General features: G+C 64.2%; 13 protein-coding genes. 7 read left to right on the top strand and 6 right to left on the bottom strand.

Translation table 11 applies throughout. The features are described 5' to 3' along the window. Positions 1 to 52 precede the first annotated feature (52 nt). The 6 genes from F4Z81_10710 to F4Z81_10735 all read left to right on the top strand — a co-directional run bounded on the left by F4Z81_10710 (position 53) and on the right by F4Z81_10735 (position 9,715). The gene (locus F4Z81_10710) at positions 53 to 835 is read left to right on the top strand and encodes an SDR family oxidoreductase (protein ID MXW05525.1); all 783 of its coding nucleotides are present in this window, start codon (positions 53 to 55) and stop codon (positions 833 to 835) included. 59 nt (positions 836 to 894) lie between these two features. After that, complete coding sequence (locus F4Z81_10715; protein MXW05526.1) at positions 895 to 1,914, top strand: sugar phosphate isomerase/epimerase; 1,020 nt, start codon at positions 895 to 897, stop codon at positions 1,912 to 1,914. Between the two features lie 69 nt (positions 1,915 to 1,983). Continuing rightward, a complete protein-coding gene (locus F4Z81_10720; protein ID MXW05527.1) occupies positions 1,984 to 3,042 on the top strand; it encodes a hypothetical protein in 1,059 nt (352 codons plus the stop codon). Beyond that, positions 3,039 to 6,782 (top strand): HAD-IB family hydrolase, encoded by a 3,744-nt coding sequence (locus F4Z81_10725; protein MXW05528.1) that lies wholly within the window; start codon positions 3,039 to 3,041, stop codon positions 6,780 to 6,782. Before F4Z81_10720 ends, F4Z81_10725 begins: the two co-directional genes overlap by 4 nt. After that, positions 6,752 to 8,014 carry a zinc-binding dehydrogenase gene (locus F4Z81_10730; GenBank protein ID MXW05529.1) on the top strand — a complete coding sequence of 421 codons (1,263 nt, stop codon included), beginning with the start codon at positions 6,752 to 6,754 and terminating at the stop codon, positions 8,012 to 8,014. Before F4Z81_10725 ends, F4Z81_10730 begins: the two co-directional genes overlap by 31 nt. Positions 8,015 to 8,071: 57 nt before the next feature. Continuing rightward, the gene (locus F4Z81_10735; GenBank protein MXW05530.1) at positions 8,072 to 9,715 is read left to right on the top strand and encodes a SpoIIE family protein phosphatase; all 1,644 of its coding nucleotides are present in this window, start codon (positions 8,072 to 8,074) and stop codon (positions 9,713 to 9,715) included. An 87-nt stretch (positions 9,716 to 9,802) separates the two neighbouring features. Here F4Z81_10735 and F4Z81_10740 read toward each other — a convergent pair whose 3' ends face one another. From F4Z81_10740 to F4Z81_10750, 3 genes are read right to left on the bottom strand one after another with little or no spacing between them, the layout of a single operon-like run. Then, positions 9,803 to 10,855, bottom strand: coding sequence for a Gfo/Idh/MocA family oxidoreductase (locus tag F4Z81_10740; protein ID MXW05531.1), 1,053 nt, complete (start codon positions 10,853 to 10,855; stop codon positions 9,803 to 9,805). 48 nt (positions 10,856 to 10,903) lie between these two features. Continuing rightward, on the bottom strand, positions 10,904 to 11,110 hold the full coding sequence (locus F4Z81_10745) for a type II toxin-antitoxin system HicA family toxin (GenBank protein MXW05532.1): 207 nt from the start codon (positions 11,108 to 11,110) through the stop codon (positions 10,904 to 10,906). After that, positions 11,107 to 11,310: a type II toxin-antitoxin system HicB family antitoxin gene (locus F4Z81_10750; protein MXW05533.1), complete on the bottom strand. Its 204-nt coding sequence runs from the start codon at positions 11,308 to 11,310 to the stop codon at positions 11,107 to 11,109. Before F4Z81_10750 ends, F4Z81_10745 begins: the two co-directional genes overlap by 4 nt. Positions 11,311 to 11,677: 367 nt before the next feature. Between F4Z81_10750 and F4Z81_10755 the strand changes: the two genes are divergently transcribed. After that, positions 11,678 to 13,561, top strand: a complete 1,884-nt coding sequence (locus F4Z81_10755) for a hypothetical protein (protein ID MXW05534.1) — start codon at positions 11,678 to 11,680, stop codon at positions 13,559 to 13,561. 36 nt (positions 13,562 to 13,597) lie between these two features. On the opposite strand, the gene F4Z81_10760 is transcribed toward F4Z81_10755, so the two are convergent. The 3 genes from F4Z81_10760 to F4Z81_10770 are packed head-to-tail and all read right to left on the bottom strand — an operon-like array spanning position 13,598 to position 15,518. Continuing rightward, entirely contained in the window at positions 13,598 to 13,858 is a 261-nt protein-coding gene (locus F4Z81_10760) for a peroxidase (protein ID MXW05535.1), read from the bottom strand. A gap of 36 nt (positions 13,859 to 13,894) precedes the next feature. Beyond that, complete coding sequence (locus F4Z81_10765; protein ID MXW05536.1) at positions 13,895 to 14,176, bottom strand: hypothetical protein; 282 nt, start codon at positions 14,174 to 14,176, stop codon at positions 13,895 to 13,897. Next, a complete protein-coding gene (locus F4Z81_10770; GenBank protein MXW05537.1) occupies positions 14,163 to 15,518 on the bottom strand; it encodes an amino acid permease in 1,356 nt (451 codons plus the stop codon). The genes F4Z81_10765 and F4Z81_10770 overlap by 14 nt, the downstream gene beginning before the upstream one ends. Positions 15,519 to 15,523: the final 5 nt, after the last annotated feature.

A 15,523-nucleotide genomic window follows, 5' to 3' on the forward strand; every position in this document is an offset into this window, starting at 1 on the left:
ACAATTGTACAACTAACCACCACGAGCACGTCGTGTCGCCGACGGAGTGGCCATGCGACTAGCGAAAAAGGCCGCGATCGTGACGGGCGCGGGGGACGGAATAGGACGGGGCATCGCGCTGGCGCTCGCCCGGGAAGGCGCCGCGGTGGCGGTGTGCGACATCAACGCCCAAACCGTCACGGAGACCGGCCGCCTGGTCGCCGACATGGGCCGGCCCGTCCTGGCGGAAGCGCTGGACATCACCGACCATGACCGGGTCCGGTCCTTCGTGGACGACGCTGCCTCCCGGTTCGGCAGGATCGACGTCCTGGTCAACAACGCCGCCATCATGCCCGTAAGCCCCATCGAGGACCAGAATGAGGAGACCATGTCCCGCATCCTCTCCGTAAACCTCCTGGCGCCGGCCGTCTTCAGCAAGTACTGCATTCCGCATATGCGTGCCGCGGGCAGCGGATCGATCATCCACATGGCCAGCGTGACGGGCCATAACGGCCATCCGGGCGTGGCCGTCTACGGGGCGACGAAGGGCGGGCTGATCGCCCTGGCCCGGGGCCAGGCCATGGAACTGGCCGAGGACCGGATCAGGGTCAACACGGTTTCGCCCGGCACGGTGGATTCGCCCATGCTGCACAACTTCGTGAAGGAGAACGCCGGGGACCCGGAGGCGGCGCTCAGGGCTTTCGACCGCCTGCACCCCATCGGCCGGGTCGCCACCATCGGGGAGGTCGCCAACGTCTTCGTTTTCCTGGCTAGCGACGAATCCAGCGACATCACGGCGACGGATATCCGGTGCGACGGCGGCTACGCAGTCCAGGGACGACAGCCGACGGAATAGCGACAGGAAGCGGCGGCAAAGAGAACCAGCGGTAGGAGCACCAGCGGCAAGGAGAACCTATGTCAGTAGGGGTTTGCGCGTACTCGTTCAATACGGGATATGACGCCTTTGAGCTCATGGACATGGCCGTCGAACACGGCCTCGCCGGCGTGGAGTTTCCACCCGACGACTGCCTCCCCGATCTGTCCCCGGCCTCGCTGGAGCGGACCCGTGCCCGGGCCGCGGAGAGCGGGTTGTACGTCGTGGCGGACGGCGGCCAGGTCGAGGGCGAAATGTTGCGGCGCTTGATCCCCGCAGCCGCTGGGCTCGGTGCTTCGACATTGCGCGTGGTTATGAGCGGCGTCCTCGGCGGTGACCGCCGACCGCTGTCGGGCCGGTGGAACGCCCATCTCGCCGCGTGCAGGGATATCCTGCGCGAGGCGCTGCCCCTGGCCGAGGAACACGGGGTGACCATCGCGGTGGAGAACCATTCGGACGCCACGTCCCACGACATGCGCTGGCTTTGCGAAGAACTGGACAGTGCGTACATCGGCATCACGCTCGATGTGGGCAACGTGCTGGCGGTCTGCGAGGAACCCTTCGGATACACGGAACGCATCCTCCCTTACCTGAAGCATGTCCACCTCAAGGATTACACGATCCATCCGTCCGACGAGGGGTACCGCATCGCGCGGTGTTCGCTGGGCAGCGGCGTAGTCGACTACCCCGGCCTGCTTTCCCTGATCGACGGATACCGGAGCCAGCGAGGCCCGGCGGACCAGTCCGGCCAGCCAGGATCGGAAGGACAGCGCGGCGGAGTAACGAAAACCATCGAACTGGGCGCCATCTACGCCCGGCACGTGCGCATGCTCATGGATGACTACTGGGCGGAGTACCCTGATCGCGATATCAGGGACCTGCTGCCGTTTCTGCGGCTGTACTGGACCCACGTCCGCCCCGTCGGGGAAGACTGGCGTACGCCCAGGGAGAAGGACGAATCCACCGAGGTCCTGAAGACATACGAGACGCGCGAGTTCGAAGAAAGCGTGGCCTATCTGAAGGAAATCGGAGCCGTACGGGCGGACTCCGGCACCTCCTGAACCAGGCAGGTCGATTCCATGCGTACCTCCCATCATACCGGCGACCCAAGTGAATAGAAGGCGGCCCTAATGAAGATGGAACGACTGGACCAATCCGACATGCACGGGTCCATCGGATCGATACCCGACCAGATGGAGGCGGCCTGGGAGGCCATGGCTGGTCGCACTTTCCCCGACGCCTGCCGGAATGTCAATCACGTGGTCCTGTCGGGCATGGGCGGATCGGCCCTGGGCGCCCACCTGATACAGGACGTCTTCTGCGACCGGCTGCGCGTGCCGGTGACCGTCGTATCCGATTACGCTGCGCCTTCGTGGATCAATGAACGGACCCTCATCGTGCTGTCCAGCTACTCCGGCGGCACGGAGGAAGTGATGGCTATGGCGGAACACGGCCTGTCCAGGGGGATACCGATGATCGCCCTCACCACGGGAGGCGACCTGGAAGCGTTCGCCGGGCGCCATGGACTGCCGGCCGTGGTGTTCGGCAGCGAGCTCAACACCTGTGGGCAGCCGCGGATCGGCCTGGGCTACGCGGTCACCTACCTCCTGGCGATGTTCCGGCAACTGGGGTTCGTGGAGCTGGCCGAAACCGAGGTGACGAGCGCCCTCATGCTGCTCCGGGAGACCAACCCGGTTTACACTGCGCCCGGTGAGGAGAACCCCGCCCATGAGTTGGCCTCGGCCACGCGGGGGAAGTCGATCCTGATCATGGCTTCCGAGCATCTCACGGGCAACGCCCACATCCTGGCCAACCAGTGGAACGAGAACGCCAAGAACCTGGCCGTCTGGTTCGCCATACCCGAATTGAATCACCATCTGCTCGAAGGGATGACCCACCCTGCGGAGCATCGGGACGGACTCGCCGCCGTGCTCATCCAGTCCGGCCTGTACGATTCGCGCAACCGGCGCCGCCACGAGATCACCCGCACGCTGCTCGAGAAGCAGGGGATCGCGTGTTCCGTCGTTACGCCCCGGGGAGAGACGGCGCTCGAGCAGGCCTGCGACCTGCTCCTGCTCGGTACCTACGCCAGTTTCTACCAGGCGATTATGAACGACGTCGATCCGTCGCCCATACCCTGGGTCGATCAGTTCAAGCGACTGATGGCTTCGAGAGACGGTAAGGTATGAGTGAAATTGTCACCTACCTGCGGGGAAAGACGCTGCTGATCACCGGTGCCACCGGTTTCCTTGCGAAAGCGGTCGTGGAGAAGATCCTGCGGTGCGCCCCGGAGGTCGGCCGTATCTACCTGGTCGTCCGGGCCCGCCGGAGGAAAGACGGTACCACGCTGACGGCGCGGGAACGGGTGGAGGAAGAGATACTCCAGTCCGCCGCCTTCGCCCGGCTTCGCGAGACCCACGGCGATCGTTTCACTGATATCATGCGCGCCAAAGTCCACGCCGTCGAGGGCGACCTTACCCTGGACCACCTCGGACTGGAACCGGACCTGTACCGCCGGCTCGCGGCGGAAGTCGACGTCGTACTCACCTGCGCGGCGTCCGTGACCTTCGACGAAGAAATCGACGCCGCGCTTCAGCTCAACACCCTCGGCGCGCGGCGCATGCTGGAATTCGCCAAATCGTGCGGCGACGCCACGCTGGTCCACGTCTCGACGGCCTACGTCAACGGCCAGACCAAGGGTCGCATACCCGAAGCCCCGCCCCGTCCGGACTGGTCCATGGCCCAGGAAATGGGGCGAAACAACGCGCCCTTCGACCTGGAACGGGAAATACGGGACATACTCGCCAGGGCGGATGAGATCCACGACGAATCCCGGTCGCCGGAACAGCAGGATCGTTTCAGGAAGATGGCGCTGCAGCAGAACCCGAACCCGACGCAGCGCTGGCTGGACGCCCAGATGGAGACTTTCCGCAAGCGCTGGCTCAAGGAACGGCTCATCGAGGAGGGCATGCGCCGGGGACAGCAGTGGGGGTGGCACGACAGCTATACCCTGACGAAGGCCATGGGCGAGCAGTTGATCGTCAAGCACCGGGGCGACCTGCCCACGGCCATCATTCGGCCGTCCATCGTGGAAAGCGCGCTGGTCGAGCCCGAACCGGGATGGATCGAGGGGCTCAAGGTGGCCGACCCGCTTATCGACGCGGTGAGCAAGGGGCGCCTGCCGGACTTCCCCGGCCAGAAAGACATGATCGTGGACATCATCCCGGTGGACATCGTGGCCAATACGACCCTGGCGGCCATGGCGCGCACAGCCCGGGAAGGCGGGATCGGCGTATACCACGTATCGACGGGCGACCGGAATCCCGTCCTCTTCCATCAGGCCTTCGAGCACTCATACGAGTACTTTCAAAAATACCCCCGCCTGAACCGGAACAACGAACCCATACCGATCCAGCGATGGACCTACCCGACGCTTGGCCAGTTCCGGCGCCGGTACAACCTGCGCTACGTCTACCCCCTGAACGCCGCGTTGTGGACGCTCAACCGCTTCACACGGATCACCCTGCTGAACAACCTGAAGCGCAGAATCGCCGTGATGCAGTCGGCGATCTCGCGGATGCTGTACTACGCCGCGATCTACAGTCCCTACACGTCCCTGGAATGCACCTTCGAGACGGACCGCACGGTAAAGTTGCACGAAAGCCTGGATCCGGAGGACCGGCTGCTCTTCGACGGCGATGTCTCCAGGATCCACTGGAAGACGTATTTCCAGGAAATCCACATCCCCGGCCTGAAACGCCACGTGCTGAAGACCGATGAGCCGAAGCCCGCGGTCACAGAAGAAGAGGAGGTGGCGGAACGGTCCGGGTTCGCCCAGGCCGGGGAGGACGCCCTGCCCCATCTCGATACGCTGACGGACATACTGGCCAAAAGCGCGGACATGTACGGAGACAAGACCGCGCTGCAGATGCAGCGGGACGATGGCTGGATCCGCTATTCCTACAAGGACGTGTTCGCCCTGGCCGGGCACATCGGCTGGCAGTGGCGGTCCAGCGGCCTGCATCCGGGCGACCGGGTCCTGCTTTTCTCGGAGAACCGACCCGAATGGGGAATCGCCTGTTTCGCCGGGATGGTGGCCGGAGCCGTGCTCGTGCCCGTGGACCGCCGGTCGACGCCCCAGGAAGTCTGGCGCATCGCCCGGTTCACCGAATCGAGGGCCATCCTCTGCACGGAAGGCGGTCACGCATTGCTCACGGCGTCGGCGGAGGCCGGTGGCGCACCGTCGCAGCCCGGTGGCGCACCGTCGCAGCCCGGCGGCGAACCGGCGGAGCCCGGCGGCGACGTCATGTTCTGGAATATCGAAAACCACGGACTGCCGTTCGACGCGCCGCAACGGCCCGCGACGCCTGTCACCCTGAACGAGGAGCCGCCGCCCTGGGCGCCGGTGGAACCCGATTCTCCGGCCGCCATCATGTTCACCCGGGGCATGGCGGCCGAATCCCACGGTGTCGTGCTGACCCATCGGAACTTCGTTTCCAACCTGCTGTCCCTCGCCGAGATCCTGCGCGCCTACCGGACCGACCATTTCCTGTCCCTGCTGCCCATGAGCCAGGCCCTGGAGTTCACGGGCGGATTTCTCATGCCCTTCTACGCGGGCGCGACCATTACCTATACCACGTCGGTACGGCCGCGGTCCCTGGTCGGCCTGATGGATGAAACCGGGGTCAACTGCCTGATCGCGGCACCCCGGTTATTCGGGCTGTTGCATGGGTCACTGCGACAGACGGCCGAAAAAAACGGCGAAGGCGTCGTTTCCCGCATGCGGCTGCTGGTCAGCGGAGGCGGCACGCTCGAATCGGATCTGTACCACGCCTACCGGGAGATCGGCCTGACGATCCACGAGGGATACGGGCTCACGGAAGCGGCCCCGGTCGTGACCGTAAATCCCATGGACCGAAGCAAGCCCTCCTCCGTCGGCGTGGCCCTGCCGGCGGTAGACGTTGAAATCCAGGCCCCCGACACGGATGGCAACGGCGAGATCATCGTGCGCGGGAACAACGTCATGCAGGGGTACTACCGAAACCCCACGGCGACGGAGAACCGCCTCCGCGGCGGGTGGCTTCACACGGGGGACATCGGGCGCATCGACCGGGACGGTTATCTGTATATCTCCGAACGCCTGGGCCAGGCAACCGGGTCCGCCGGAGCCGTAGTGTCCGCCGGGTCTGCGCAAGGAAGCCCAGGCGGACCGGAAGGAGCGGCCGGTCGGCGGTCGGGACGCGCCGGTAGTGGCCGGGAACACGGCGCGACGGCCTTCTTCGACGTGGACGGCACCATCGTGGACGCGACGATCGTACACTACTACGCTTTTTACCGGACGTGGGGGTATTCCGCCCCGCGGCGTCTCCTCTGGACCATCGGATTCCTGCCGAAAGTCCTCTACTACATCGTACTGGACAAGATCAGCAGGAGCCGTTTTATCCAGTCTTTCTACCGGCAGTACCGGGGTTTCGGTCGCGGGGAATGCGTATCGAGGAGCGAGCAGCTTTTCGAGAAAGTCATGCGGCCGCGCATGTTCGCCGGGGCCGTCGATCGCATTCGGGCGCACCAGCAACGGGGCGAGCGCGTGGTCCTGGTCACCGGGTCCCTGGATTTCGTCATGGAGCCGCTGGCGGAATACACCAAGGCGGACGACCTCATCGCCCTGTCCATGAAGGAAGAGGACGGCCGGCTGACCGGCGAGACGGAAGGGCCGCCTATCGGTGACGAGGCGAAGGCCCGAATCGTCCGGGACTACGCCGAGCGCCGCGGCATCGACCTGGCCCGGTGCTATGCCTATGCCGACAGCAGTTCGGACGAGCCCATGTTGCGCGTGGCAGGGCATGCCGTCGCCGTAAACCCCGGCGGGAAGCTGAAGAAGGCCGCGGAAGCCGGCGGATGGGAAGTCGTGCACTGGACCCATGTATGAAAGCCGTACAATACATCAAGAGCGTACCCCGGTACCTGTTTGTCCGCACCCTCGGCCACCGTCGGCCCGGCCCGGCCACCGGCGCGCTGTCGTGCATCCGCATGGCAGACGTCGATCCCCCCGCCCTTCCGACGCCTGAATGGATGCGGGTCAGGCCGCTGCTGAGCGGGATCTGCGGATCGGACCTTTCCACCATACGGGCGAAGGGCAGCCCCTATTTTTCGCCCATGATCTCGGCACCATTCGTCCTGGGCCATGAAGTGGTGGGCGAGGTCGAGGAGACCGGCTCGGCAGCCGGGAGCGTTTCCCGGGGAGACCGCGTGGTGATCGAACCCGGCCTCTGCTGCGCCGTCCGGGGCATCCACCCTCCTTGTCCGTCGTGCGCAGCAGGCGATTTCGGCCTGTGCGAGATGGTCATGCACGGAGACATTTCCCCAGGGATACAGACGGGGTACTGCAGGGACACGGGCGGTGGATGGAGTACGTCCCTGGTGGCGCACCCCTTCCAGGTCCACCGGGTGCCCGATCGGCTTTCCGACGAGGAAGCGGTCCTGGTCGAGCCTTTCAGCTGCTGCCTGCACGCCGTGCTCAAGTCCTTCCCCGGTGACGAAGAGACCATCCTGGTGATCGGCTGCGGCGCCGTCGGACTTCTCACCATAGCGGCCGTCCGGGCACTGGGCGGGAAGTGCCGCATCCTCGCCGCCGCACGTTATCCCCATCAGCAGACCCTGGCCGCCGCCCTCGGCGCCGACCGCGTCATCGGCCGGGGCGAAGACCTCTACGATACGGTCAGCGAAGTGACGGGAGCGGAGATCCACCGGCCCGAGATCGGGCGGCCCGTATTCATCGGCGGCGTGCACCGGACCTTCGACTGCGTCGGATCGTCGCGTACCATCGACGACGCGCTGCGGCTGACCGGCTCCGGCGGCGCTGTTACCGTCGTGGGCATGCCGGGCATTCCTTCCGGTATCGACTGGACGGCGGTGTGGTACAAGGAATTGAAGGTGCAGGGAGCCTACGCCTACGGGACGGAGAAGCACGAAGGCCGGTCCGTCCGGACCTTCGACCTGGCCATGGAACTGATCGCGTCGGGGAAGGTCGGCCTGAAGCCTCTCGTGACGGACCTCTTCCCGCTGAAGGAATACCGGAAGGCCATCGGCCGGGCCCTGGAAGCCGGCCGGCACGGCGCCGTCAAGGTGGCCTTCGACCTGAGAAACGAGCCGGGGCCGTAAGTCCGGTGGGGGCCGCGCCGAGGTTTCAACGGTAACCGTGCGAATCGGAGCACACTCGTGCCCTACCTGAAGTTGTTGCACGCAAAAGACCCGCAAGTCCATGTCCTGTCGAGGGATGTCACTACCCTGGGCCGTTCCGGCGAGGCCGACATCGCCATAGGCGGCGACCGGGGCGTTTCGAAGCTTCATGCGCGTATCGAAACGGAGGCGTCGGGCTTCATGATCGCGGACCTGGGCAGCCGGAACGGGACCTATATCAACGATCATCCGATCGGCGGCAAGCCCGCCCCGCTGCTGCCGGGTGACCGTATCCGGCTCGGCCGATCGGTTTTCGTCTTCGAGGAGGGGGAACCCGAAGAGCGCACCGATGATCTGCAGGCGCCGGCCTCTCTCTTCCGGGCGGACCAGTTGCCCTACACCATGGCGGGCGGCACACCCGCCGTGAGGCCCGAGGATACCGACGGACGGCTGCTGAAACTCACGGAATTGAGCAAGGAAGTCATGACGGCCCGCAGTGAGGCCGAATTGGGTGCACTCGTGACCCGGAGCCTGCTGGAATGGATGGAGGCGGACTGCTGCGCGATCGTCCATCCCATGGAAACAGGGGAAGGATACGACTTCGAGATCCAGACGCTGGCCTCCCGGTCCGGATTCGAAGACCGGTCGATTTCGATCAGCACGACGGCGGTGAAACAGGCCCTGGAAAACCGGATGGCCTCGATCACCTCGAACGCCCTGGGGGACGACCGGTTCAGGGACCGGCAGAGCGTAATCGTCCGCCGGCTGGTGTCCATCCTGTGCGTGCCCCTCTGGCATGAAGACCGGGTGTTCGGCCTGCTATACCTGGATTCCGCGGATCCGGCCGTGGAGTTTACCGTGGACCATCTCGGCCTGTCCAGCGCGGTGGCCAACCTGACCGCCATCAAGACCGACAACCTGCGCCTCTTCGACGCCGCGGTGGCCAAGAGCGCGTTGGACAAGGAACTGGCCCTGGCCGGCGAGATCCAGGCCGGACTGCTGCCGGGGGAAAGCTATGCCTTCAACACGCTGGCCTGCGCGGGCACCCATGTCTCCTGCGAGGAGATCGGCGGGGACTACTACGACTTCATTCCTTATGGAGAGGACGTCCTGACGGTGACGATCGCCGACGTCACCGGACACGGCCCTTCCAGCGCGCTGCTCATGGTCGCCTGCAAGACCATGCTGACCACCCTCATCGACATCGGCGTACCGCTGGTGGAACGCGTCGGCAGGCTGAACGAGTACATACTCCATCATTCCTCGGTGAGCCAGTTCATCACCTTTTTCCACGCCGATATCGATACACGGGCGAATACCCTGCGGTACTGCAACGCCGGGCACAACCCGCCCATGCTCCTTTCGCAGGATGGACCGGTTCAGAAGCTGCATTCAGTCGCGCCGCCGCTGGGGATCGCCGACGTTGCCTTTGAGTTGGAATCTGTACGGTTCGAACCCGGGACCAAGCTGGTCATGTATACCGACGGCGTCACCGAGGCGGCCAACGCCGACGGCGAACTGTACGAAGAACAAAGACTCGAATCCCTGCTAACGAAGCACAGTGGCCAGGATGCGGGAGCATTGAAGGACACCGTCATGGCGGCGGTATTCGGGTTTTCAGCGGGATCCAGGCAATGCGACGACGTCACCCTGGCCGTGGTGGAGCATACCGGCACGCAGTAGCCGCCGTGGGGCGGTGCGGCGCCGTGGCCCCGTGCGCCTCTTAAGAGATGACAGTCCGACGGTGCGCGAATAGGGGCAACAGATCCGTCAGATCCAGCCGTGATCGATGTTCACCGGCGTGCCGGACTGCTGGTGGGTCCACTGTCCCCCGCTGGCCAGCGGCACCTCTCGGCCGGAAATGGAAGACTGCTCCGCGGCGAACAGGATCTCCATGACGTGGCGGCCCCACTCGCCCGGGGTGGGCGGCTCGATATCCTTGCAGATCGCCTCGACGAACCCCTTCCATTCGTTGTACATGGGATTAGGCGGGTCGTCGAAGGGCACGTCTTCCCACCGGTTGTCCTTGCCCACCCTGACGTATTTCTCGCCGGACTCGCTGAAGCGAAGCGAACCGTTGGCACAGATCACCTGGCACTCGTGATTGGGGCCGCCGTCGGCGTACCCGACGGCCACCGCCACGCCCGCCGTGCCGTTCTTGTAGCGGATGAAGGCCGTGGCTGAATCGTCCGCGGCCTGGTAGTGCGCCCGGTTGCCGATGGTGGCGGAAACCGAGACCGCTTGCGAGCCCATGACCCAGGAGAGCCGGTCCACCACGTGGACCCCGTTGGTCATCCACATGCCGCCGCCATGGAACCGGCTGCGGTACTGGGGCCTGCGGCTGCCGTACCCCCAGTTCTTGGACATGTAGCACACCCCCGTGATGGCCGGTCCCAGGACGCCGGAATCGAGAATCTCCTTAGCCTTGACGCTGGTGCCGTAGAAGTGCTGCGTCAGGCCCACCATGAGCTTGACGTCGTTGGCCGCGGCGGCGGCGATCATGTCGTCGCACTGGTCCAGGCTGATCGCCATGGGCTTCTCCACCAGGACGTGCTTGCCCGCGTTGCAGGCGTCCACGGTCAGCCGGTGGTGCAGCTGGTGGCCGAGGACGATGGCCACCGCTTCGATCTCGTCGTCCTCGAGCAGTTCCGTGTGAGTGGCATACCCCCTGGGGATGTCGTAGTTGTCCATGTATTCGCGGCGCTTTTCCTCGAGTAGATCGGCAACCGCCACGATCTCCACGCCGTCCAGGTTCGCTATGGCCTCGCAGTGGGGACGAGCAATGCCGCCCAGTCCGATGATGCCGACGCGCAAGTTAGACACGGGTGAGGCTCCTTCAGTCGGGTCTGTCTTTGAGATTAGCCTTTTAGATCACAATTCGTTATCTGAAATCTGTGCAATCCTCATCAGGTGTGCCTGCAATCCACGTTTGAGCGTTGCATTCCCATGCACCGGTACCGAAATGCGCGCGACTTCCCCATCTTTGGCATAAATGTGATGGCTGCCACTTACTCGTTTGAGATGCCATCCGTGAGATTCAAGCAACCGGCAACGGCGCTTCCCGGTAATCGCTTTCACACGGCCACTTCTATGATGCGATCGGTCTCAGAGATTTCGAAGTCACCGACTTCGACGGACAGACAGCCGTCAATCGCCTCAAGAATATTACTGCGCAACTCATCCAGCGAATCACCTTGCGACACACATCCAGGAATGGCGGGGACTTCGGCCCAATAACCACCTTCTTCTGCTCGATGTACAATGACTTTGAGTTTCATCGTTCTCCTCGTATTCCGATAGCGAAACCACTAATGGTAGTGGTCCCGGTGGTCGATATCAGTCACCATGTCATCCTCCAACAGGAACGACAAACGCCGGTTTCCTGTTACCAGACACGGCGTGGCGGCCTTACTCGATTCACCCAGCGTTGCGAGCCTTCAGACCGCGACGGTAGACTAAACGGTCACTGTATTACGGTAATTCGTCGCCTGCTGGTTGACAACCGTTATTCGCGGTCGACTGTACCATTGACCACAGGACCGAACTGTATATCAAGGGGCATCTTTGACATTACTCCCGTCGTACTCAGCAAGAGGATTTTGACAGGTTGACAACAGGGAAACAAACCACCAAACTTCTATCACCATGAACATATCACCCGGAATGCTGTGTTCTTTTCATCCATTCACACCTGACTTCGTGACCACACAGATTCGAAATCCCAGGGAGCGCACCATGTACCCGATCCGTAAGCAAGCACGCGTGTCCAGGCGGGTCCGCGGCCTGGCCCTCATCGTCCTCATCCAGTGCATCACCCTGACGGCAGCCGCCCAGTACACGCCGGTGGGCCCCGACGACGTGGTCGATCTTTCGCCCGTCATTTCCGGACGCCACTACCAGTACTGGCCGGGCGGACAGATACACCACCAGCCCCTCGTCGTGCCCTATATCGTCCATGGAGACCGGCCCTGGGCGTCGGACCTGATCATCCTGGACGAGAACACGGCGACGCAGACGGATACGCCGGCCCACATGATGCCGCCCCAGCACAGCGGACTGCCGAACGCCCATTACTGGGGTGACCTGACGGTGGAGAAAGTCCCGGCCTGGCAACTCGTGGGCGAGGTGTACAAGATCGACGGCCGGTCCATGCTGGATCAGGCCCCGCCGGGCGTGAGTCCCCTTTTCACCATAGATGTGGTCAAGGCCGCCGAGGCGGCGCACAGGCCCATGGGACCGGGCGACGCCGTCCTGTACTGGAGCGGGTACGACGACCTTCACGACCGGCCCGCGCCGGACGACCGCCGCCTGATCGTGGAACCGGTCGCGGGGACGGCGCCTGGATGGCCCGCGCCGGACTACGACGCGGCGGAATACGTGGGCAGCAGGGGAGTCTGGCTCATGGGCATCGACAGTCCGAGCATGGGTGGGCTGGGGCCGCCCCGCTACATCGCGTCGGGCCCAGAGGGCATGTACGTAAATCCCCTCGCCCTGGAAAGCCATCTCGGCCATTTCAAGCACGGTGCCGTGCACACGGAGGGACTGATCAACCTGGACAGGACGCCCAACGGATCCCTGTACATTGCCTTGCCGGTCAAACACGAGAACTCACCCACGGTGGAAACGCGGGCGGTGGCCATAACCAATCCGGATCTGGCTGCCCGTCTGCTCGAGGCCGTAAAGTCGAAACGGGTGGTCGACCTCTCCGTAACGCTGTCCATGGACCGCCCCGTCTGGTGGCCGGGCCGGGGCGTGGGCCGTCACGTCTTCCCCTATTCGAGGGTGCAGCCGGTGAACTATTTCGATGGTCCCTTCGGCCCCTACTGGGTCAACACCCACTTCATGGATGCGCATACCGGAACCCACGTGGATCCGCCCGCGCACTACGGCCCTCCGCCCGGATTCGACACGGGCAGGTATGACGAAACGGTCCGCGCCGCGCTGAGGGAGTTCGAGGCCGAGCACGGTCCGCTGAAGCGCACGGAGATGACGACGGAAAAGGTCCCGTTGCACCACTTTATGGGGCCCGCCCGGGTCGTCAACGTGCAGCACCGCGTGGGGAGGACCTCGCGGGATGACTGGCCGGCCTCACCGGCCATCACGCTGGACGATGTCAGGAGACACGAGGAACTGTACGGGGAGATCGAGGGCGGTGAGGTCGTGCTCTTCCATACGGGACATACGGACACCCACTTCCGCCGCTTCATCCGGGTTGTGGTGGAACAGACTGTCAAAGCGCCCCTGGACGGACAGTCCGAGGGATGGCCGGCTCCGGGTGCGGAAGTTATCGCCTACCTGGCCGGGAAAGGCGTGAAGCACGTGGGCATCGATACGCCCGACATGGGATCGGTGGACCCGGTGGAATCCATGAAGACGCACTGGACGGCGGTGAACCACGACATGATCTTCACGGAGTATCTGATTGGCGTGGGGCAGCTTCCGCCGAAAGGCGCTTTCTTCATCTTCCTGTGCCCACACCTCGAAAACAACCACGGCGGACCGGGAAGGGCCATCGCCATACTCCCGTAAGGCGGCGTCACGATCGCCATCGGCCCGGTCGCCTTATTACGAATCGTCCGCGTCCCGTCCCACCCCCAGGGCGTCCGCGACGCGGTTGATGTAGTTGAACCACGACGCGATCAGGGTGATCTGTAGGATCGCTACGTCGTCGAACCCCTCGGACCGCAGTCCTTCGAGATCGTCTTTGCGGATCTGCGTGGCATCCTCGGTAAGCCGGATGGCGAAATCAAGCATCGCCCGGTCCTGCGCGTTCAGCGGCGCCTTGTCGTAGTCGTACTTGATCGCTTCGACCAGTTCGCCGTCCAACGTGACCCGACGCAGAAACTCTGCGTGCGAATCTATTCAGTATACACACCGGTTTCTCGACGAGACAATGGTCGAAATCATCTCGTGCTGCCTGCGGCTCAACGGGAGATCCGGCGACATCAACACCCCGAAGGTGGCGAAGGCGTGATGCAGCGCCTCCGGGATCAGCGAATGCGACGCTACTATGCCGGAAGTGCCGTCGTCGGTGGGATGCACCGGCGTGTCGTACTCCGCGGGATAAAGCGCGCGCTGTGCCTCGAGGGCGGCGAGCAGCCGTTCGTCCCCATCCGACGCGGAGACGGTCTTAATCCATGCCATGGGCTTCTCCTGACGGTCTTTGCTGCGAAGTCTGGTTTCTGAATACGAGAAAGTACACCGGTATCCCCAGGACCGTCACGCCGACGCCGAGCAGGGCCTGCACGGGACTGTTGCCGAAGAGCAGCACGAGCAGGACCGCGGCGAGGATCAGGAACAGCACCGGGGTGAAGGGATAGAAGGGGGTCCGGTAGGGTGGTGTCTCGGCCGACCTGCGACGAACCACGAACAGGCCCGCCACGGTGAGTGCGATGAACAGTACGGCCACGAAGATGAAGTAATCCAGGATCTGGCTGAAGGTCCCCAGCCACACCAGCAGCGAAGCCAGTCCGCCCTGGATGGCGATCGCGCGGTAGGGCGTGCCGAAGGCGGGATGGACCGCGCCGGCGAAGCGGAGGAAAACCCCGTCCCTGGCCATGGCGAAATACACCCTCGGCGCCATGAGCAGCAGTCCGGTCAGGCTGCCGACGATGGACAGGATGACCACGGAGGAAAACAGGATGCCGCCGCTGCGGCCGAAGAGCACCTCGCCGGCCTGCGCCGCGAAGGTCTCGTCGCTGGTGACCTGGGATACGGGCACGAGGTACATGAAGACGGCGCTGGTGGTGATGTAGGTCAACGCGACGATGCCGACGGCCAGCAGCAGCGCCCGGGGCAGGGTACGCGCCGGGTCCTTGATCTCGCCGGCCACCTTGTTCAGGTCCCACCATCCGGCGAAGGCGAAGAAAGCGCCCACGATGCCGCCGGCGAGGGCGCCGAACAGCGGACCGGAATCCGCAGGACGCGCCACGAAGGGCGTGAAGTTCGACCAGTCGCCGAGCCCCAGGCCGAACCCCAGGAGGGAGATGACCGCGAGCACCCCGACCTTGAACACGGTCAGCAGGACGATGATCCAGGCGCCGATGCGCACGCCGTAGATGTTGACGGCGGTGAGGACGGCCAGCACGGCGATGGCCAGCAACTTCATCGCGACCGTATCCATCGGATAGATATGGCCTGCGTAGCTCGCCAACCCGGTCGCCAGGGTCGCCGTGATGCCCGGATCCAGCACCATCAGGGACATCCAGCCGTACATAAAGGCCGTCGGCGTGCCGTAGGCTTCCCGGAGATAGACGTATCCGCCGCCCGCGTGAGGGTATCTTGACGCCAGTTCTCCGAAACACAGCGATCCGCAAAGCGCCATCCCGGCCATCGCCAGCCAGATGACGAGCAGCAGCAGGGGCGATCCCAGCGACTTGGCCATCCAGGCGGGCACCAGGAAGATCCCCACGGCGATCATCCCGCTGATCACCATGGCCGTGGTCGGCCAGATTCCCAGTTGTCGGCGCAGGTTACCCGTGGTCATGAACG

The sequence above is a fragment of the Gemmatimonadota bacterium genome, assembly GCA_009835325.1.
Taxonomy (GTDB): Bacteria; JAAXHH01; JAAXHH01; order JAAXHH01; family JAAXHH01; genus JAAXHH01.

Bases quoted from the DNA above. Each gene is read 5' to 3' on its own strand.
- F4Z81_10710 (MXW05525.1), top strand. From the start codon at position 53: ATGCGACTAGCGAAAAAGGCCGCGATCGTGACGGGCGCGGGGGACGGA.
- F4Z81_10715 (MXW05526.1), top strand. From the start codon at position 895: ATGTCAGTAGGGGTTTGCGCGTACTCGTTCAATACGGGATATGACGCC.
- F4Z81_10720 (MXW05527.1), top strand. From the start codon at position 1,984: ATGAAGATGGAACGACTGGACCAATCCGACATGCACGGGTCCATCGGA.
- F4Z81_10725 (MXW05528.1), top strand. From the start codon at position 3,039: ATGAGTGAAATTGTCACCTACCTGCGGGGAAAGACGCTGCTGATCACC.
- F4Z81_10730 (MXW05529.1), top strand. From the start codon at position 6,752: ATGGGAAGTCGTGCACTGGACCCATGTATGAAAGCCGTACAATACATC.
- F4Z81_10750 (MXW05533.1), bottom strand. From the start codon at position 11,310: ATGAAACTCAAAGTCATTGTACATCGAGCAGAAGAAGGTGGTTATTGG.
- F4Z81_10755 (MXW05534.1), top strand. From the start codon at position 11,678: ATGAACATATCACCCGGAATGCTGTGTTCTTTTCATCCATTCACACCT.
- F4Z81_10765 (MXW05536.1), bottom strand. From the start codon at position 14,176: ATGGCATGGATTAAGACCGTCTCCGCGTCGGATGGGGACGAACGGCTG.
- F4Z81_10770 (MXW05537.1), bottom strand. From the start codon at position 15,518: ATGACCACGGGTAACCTGCGCCGACAACTGGGAATCTGGCCGACCACG.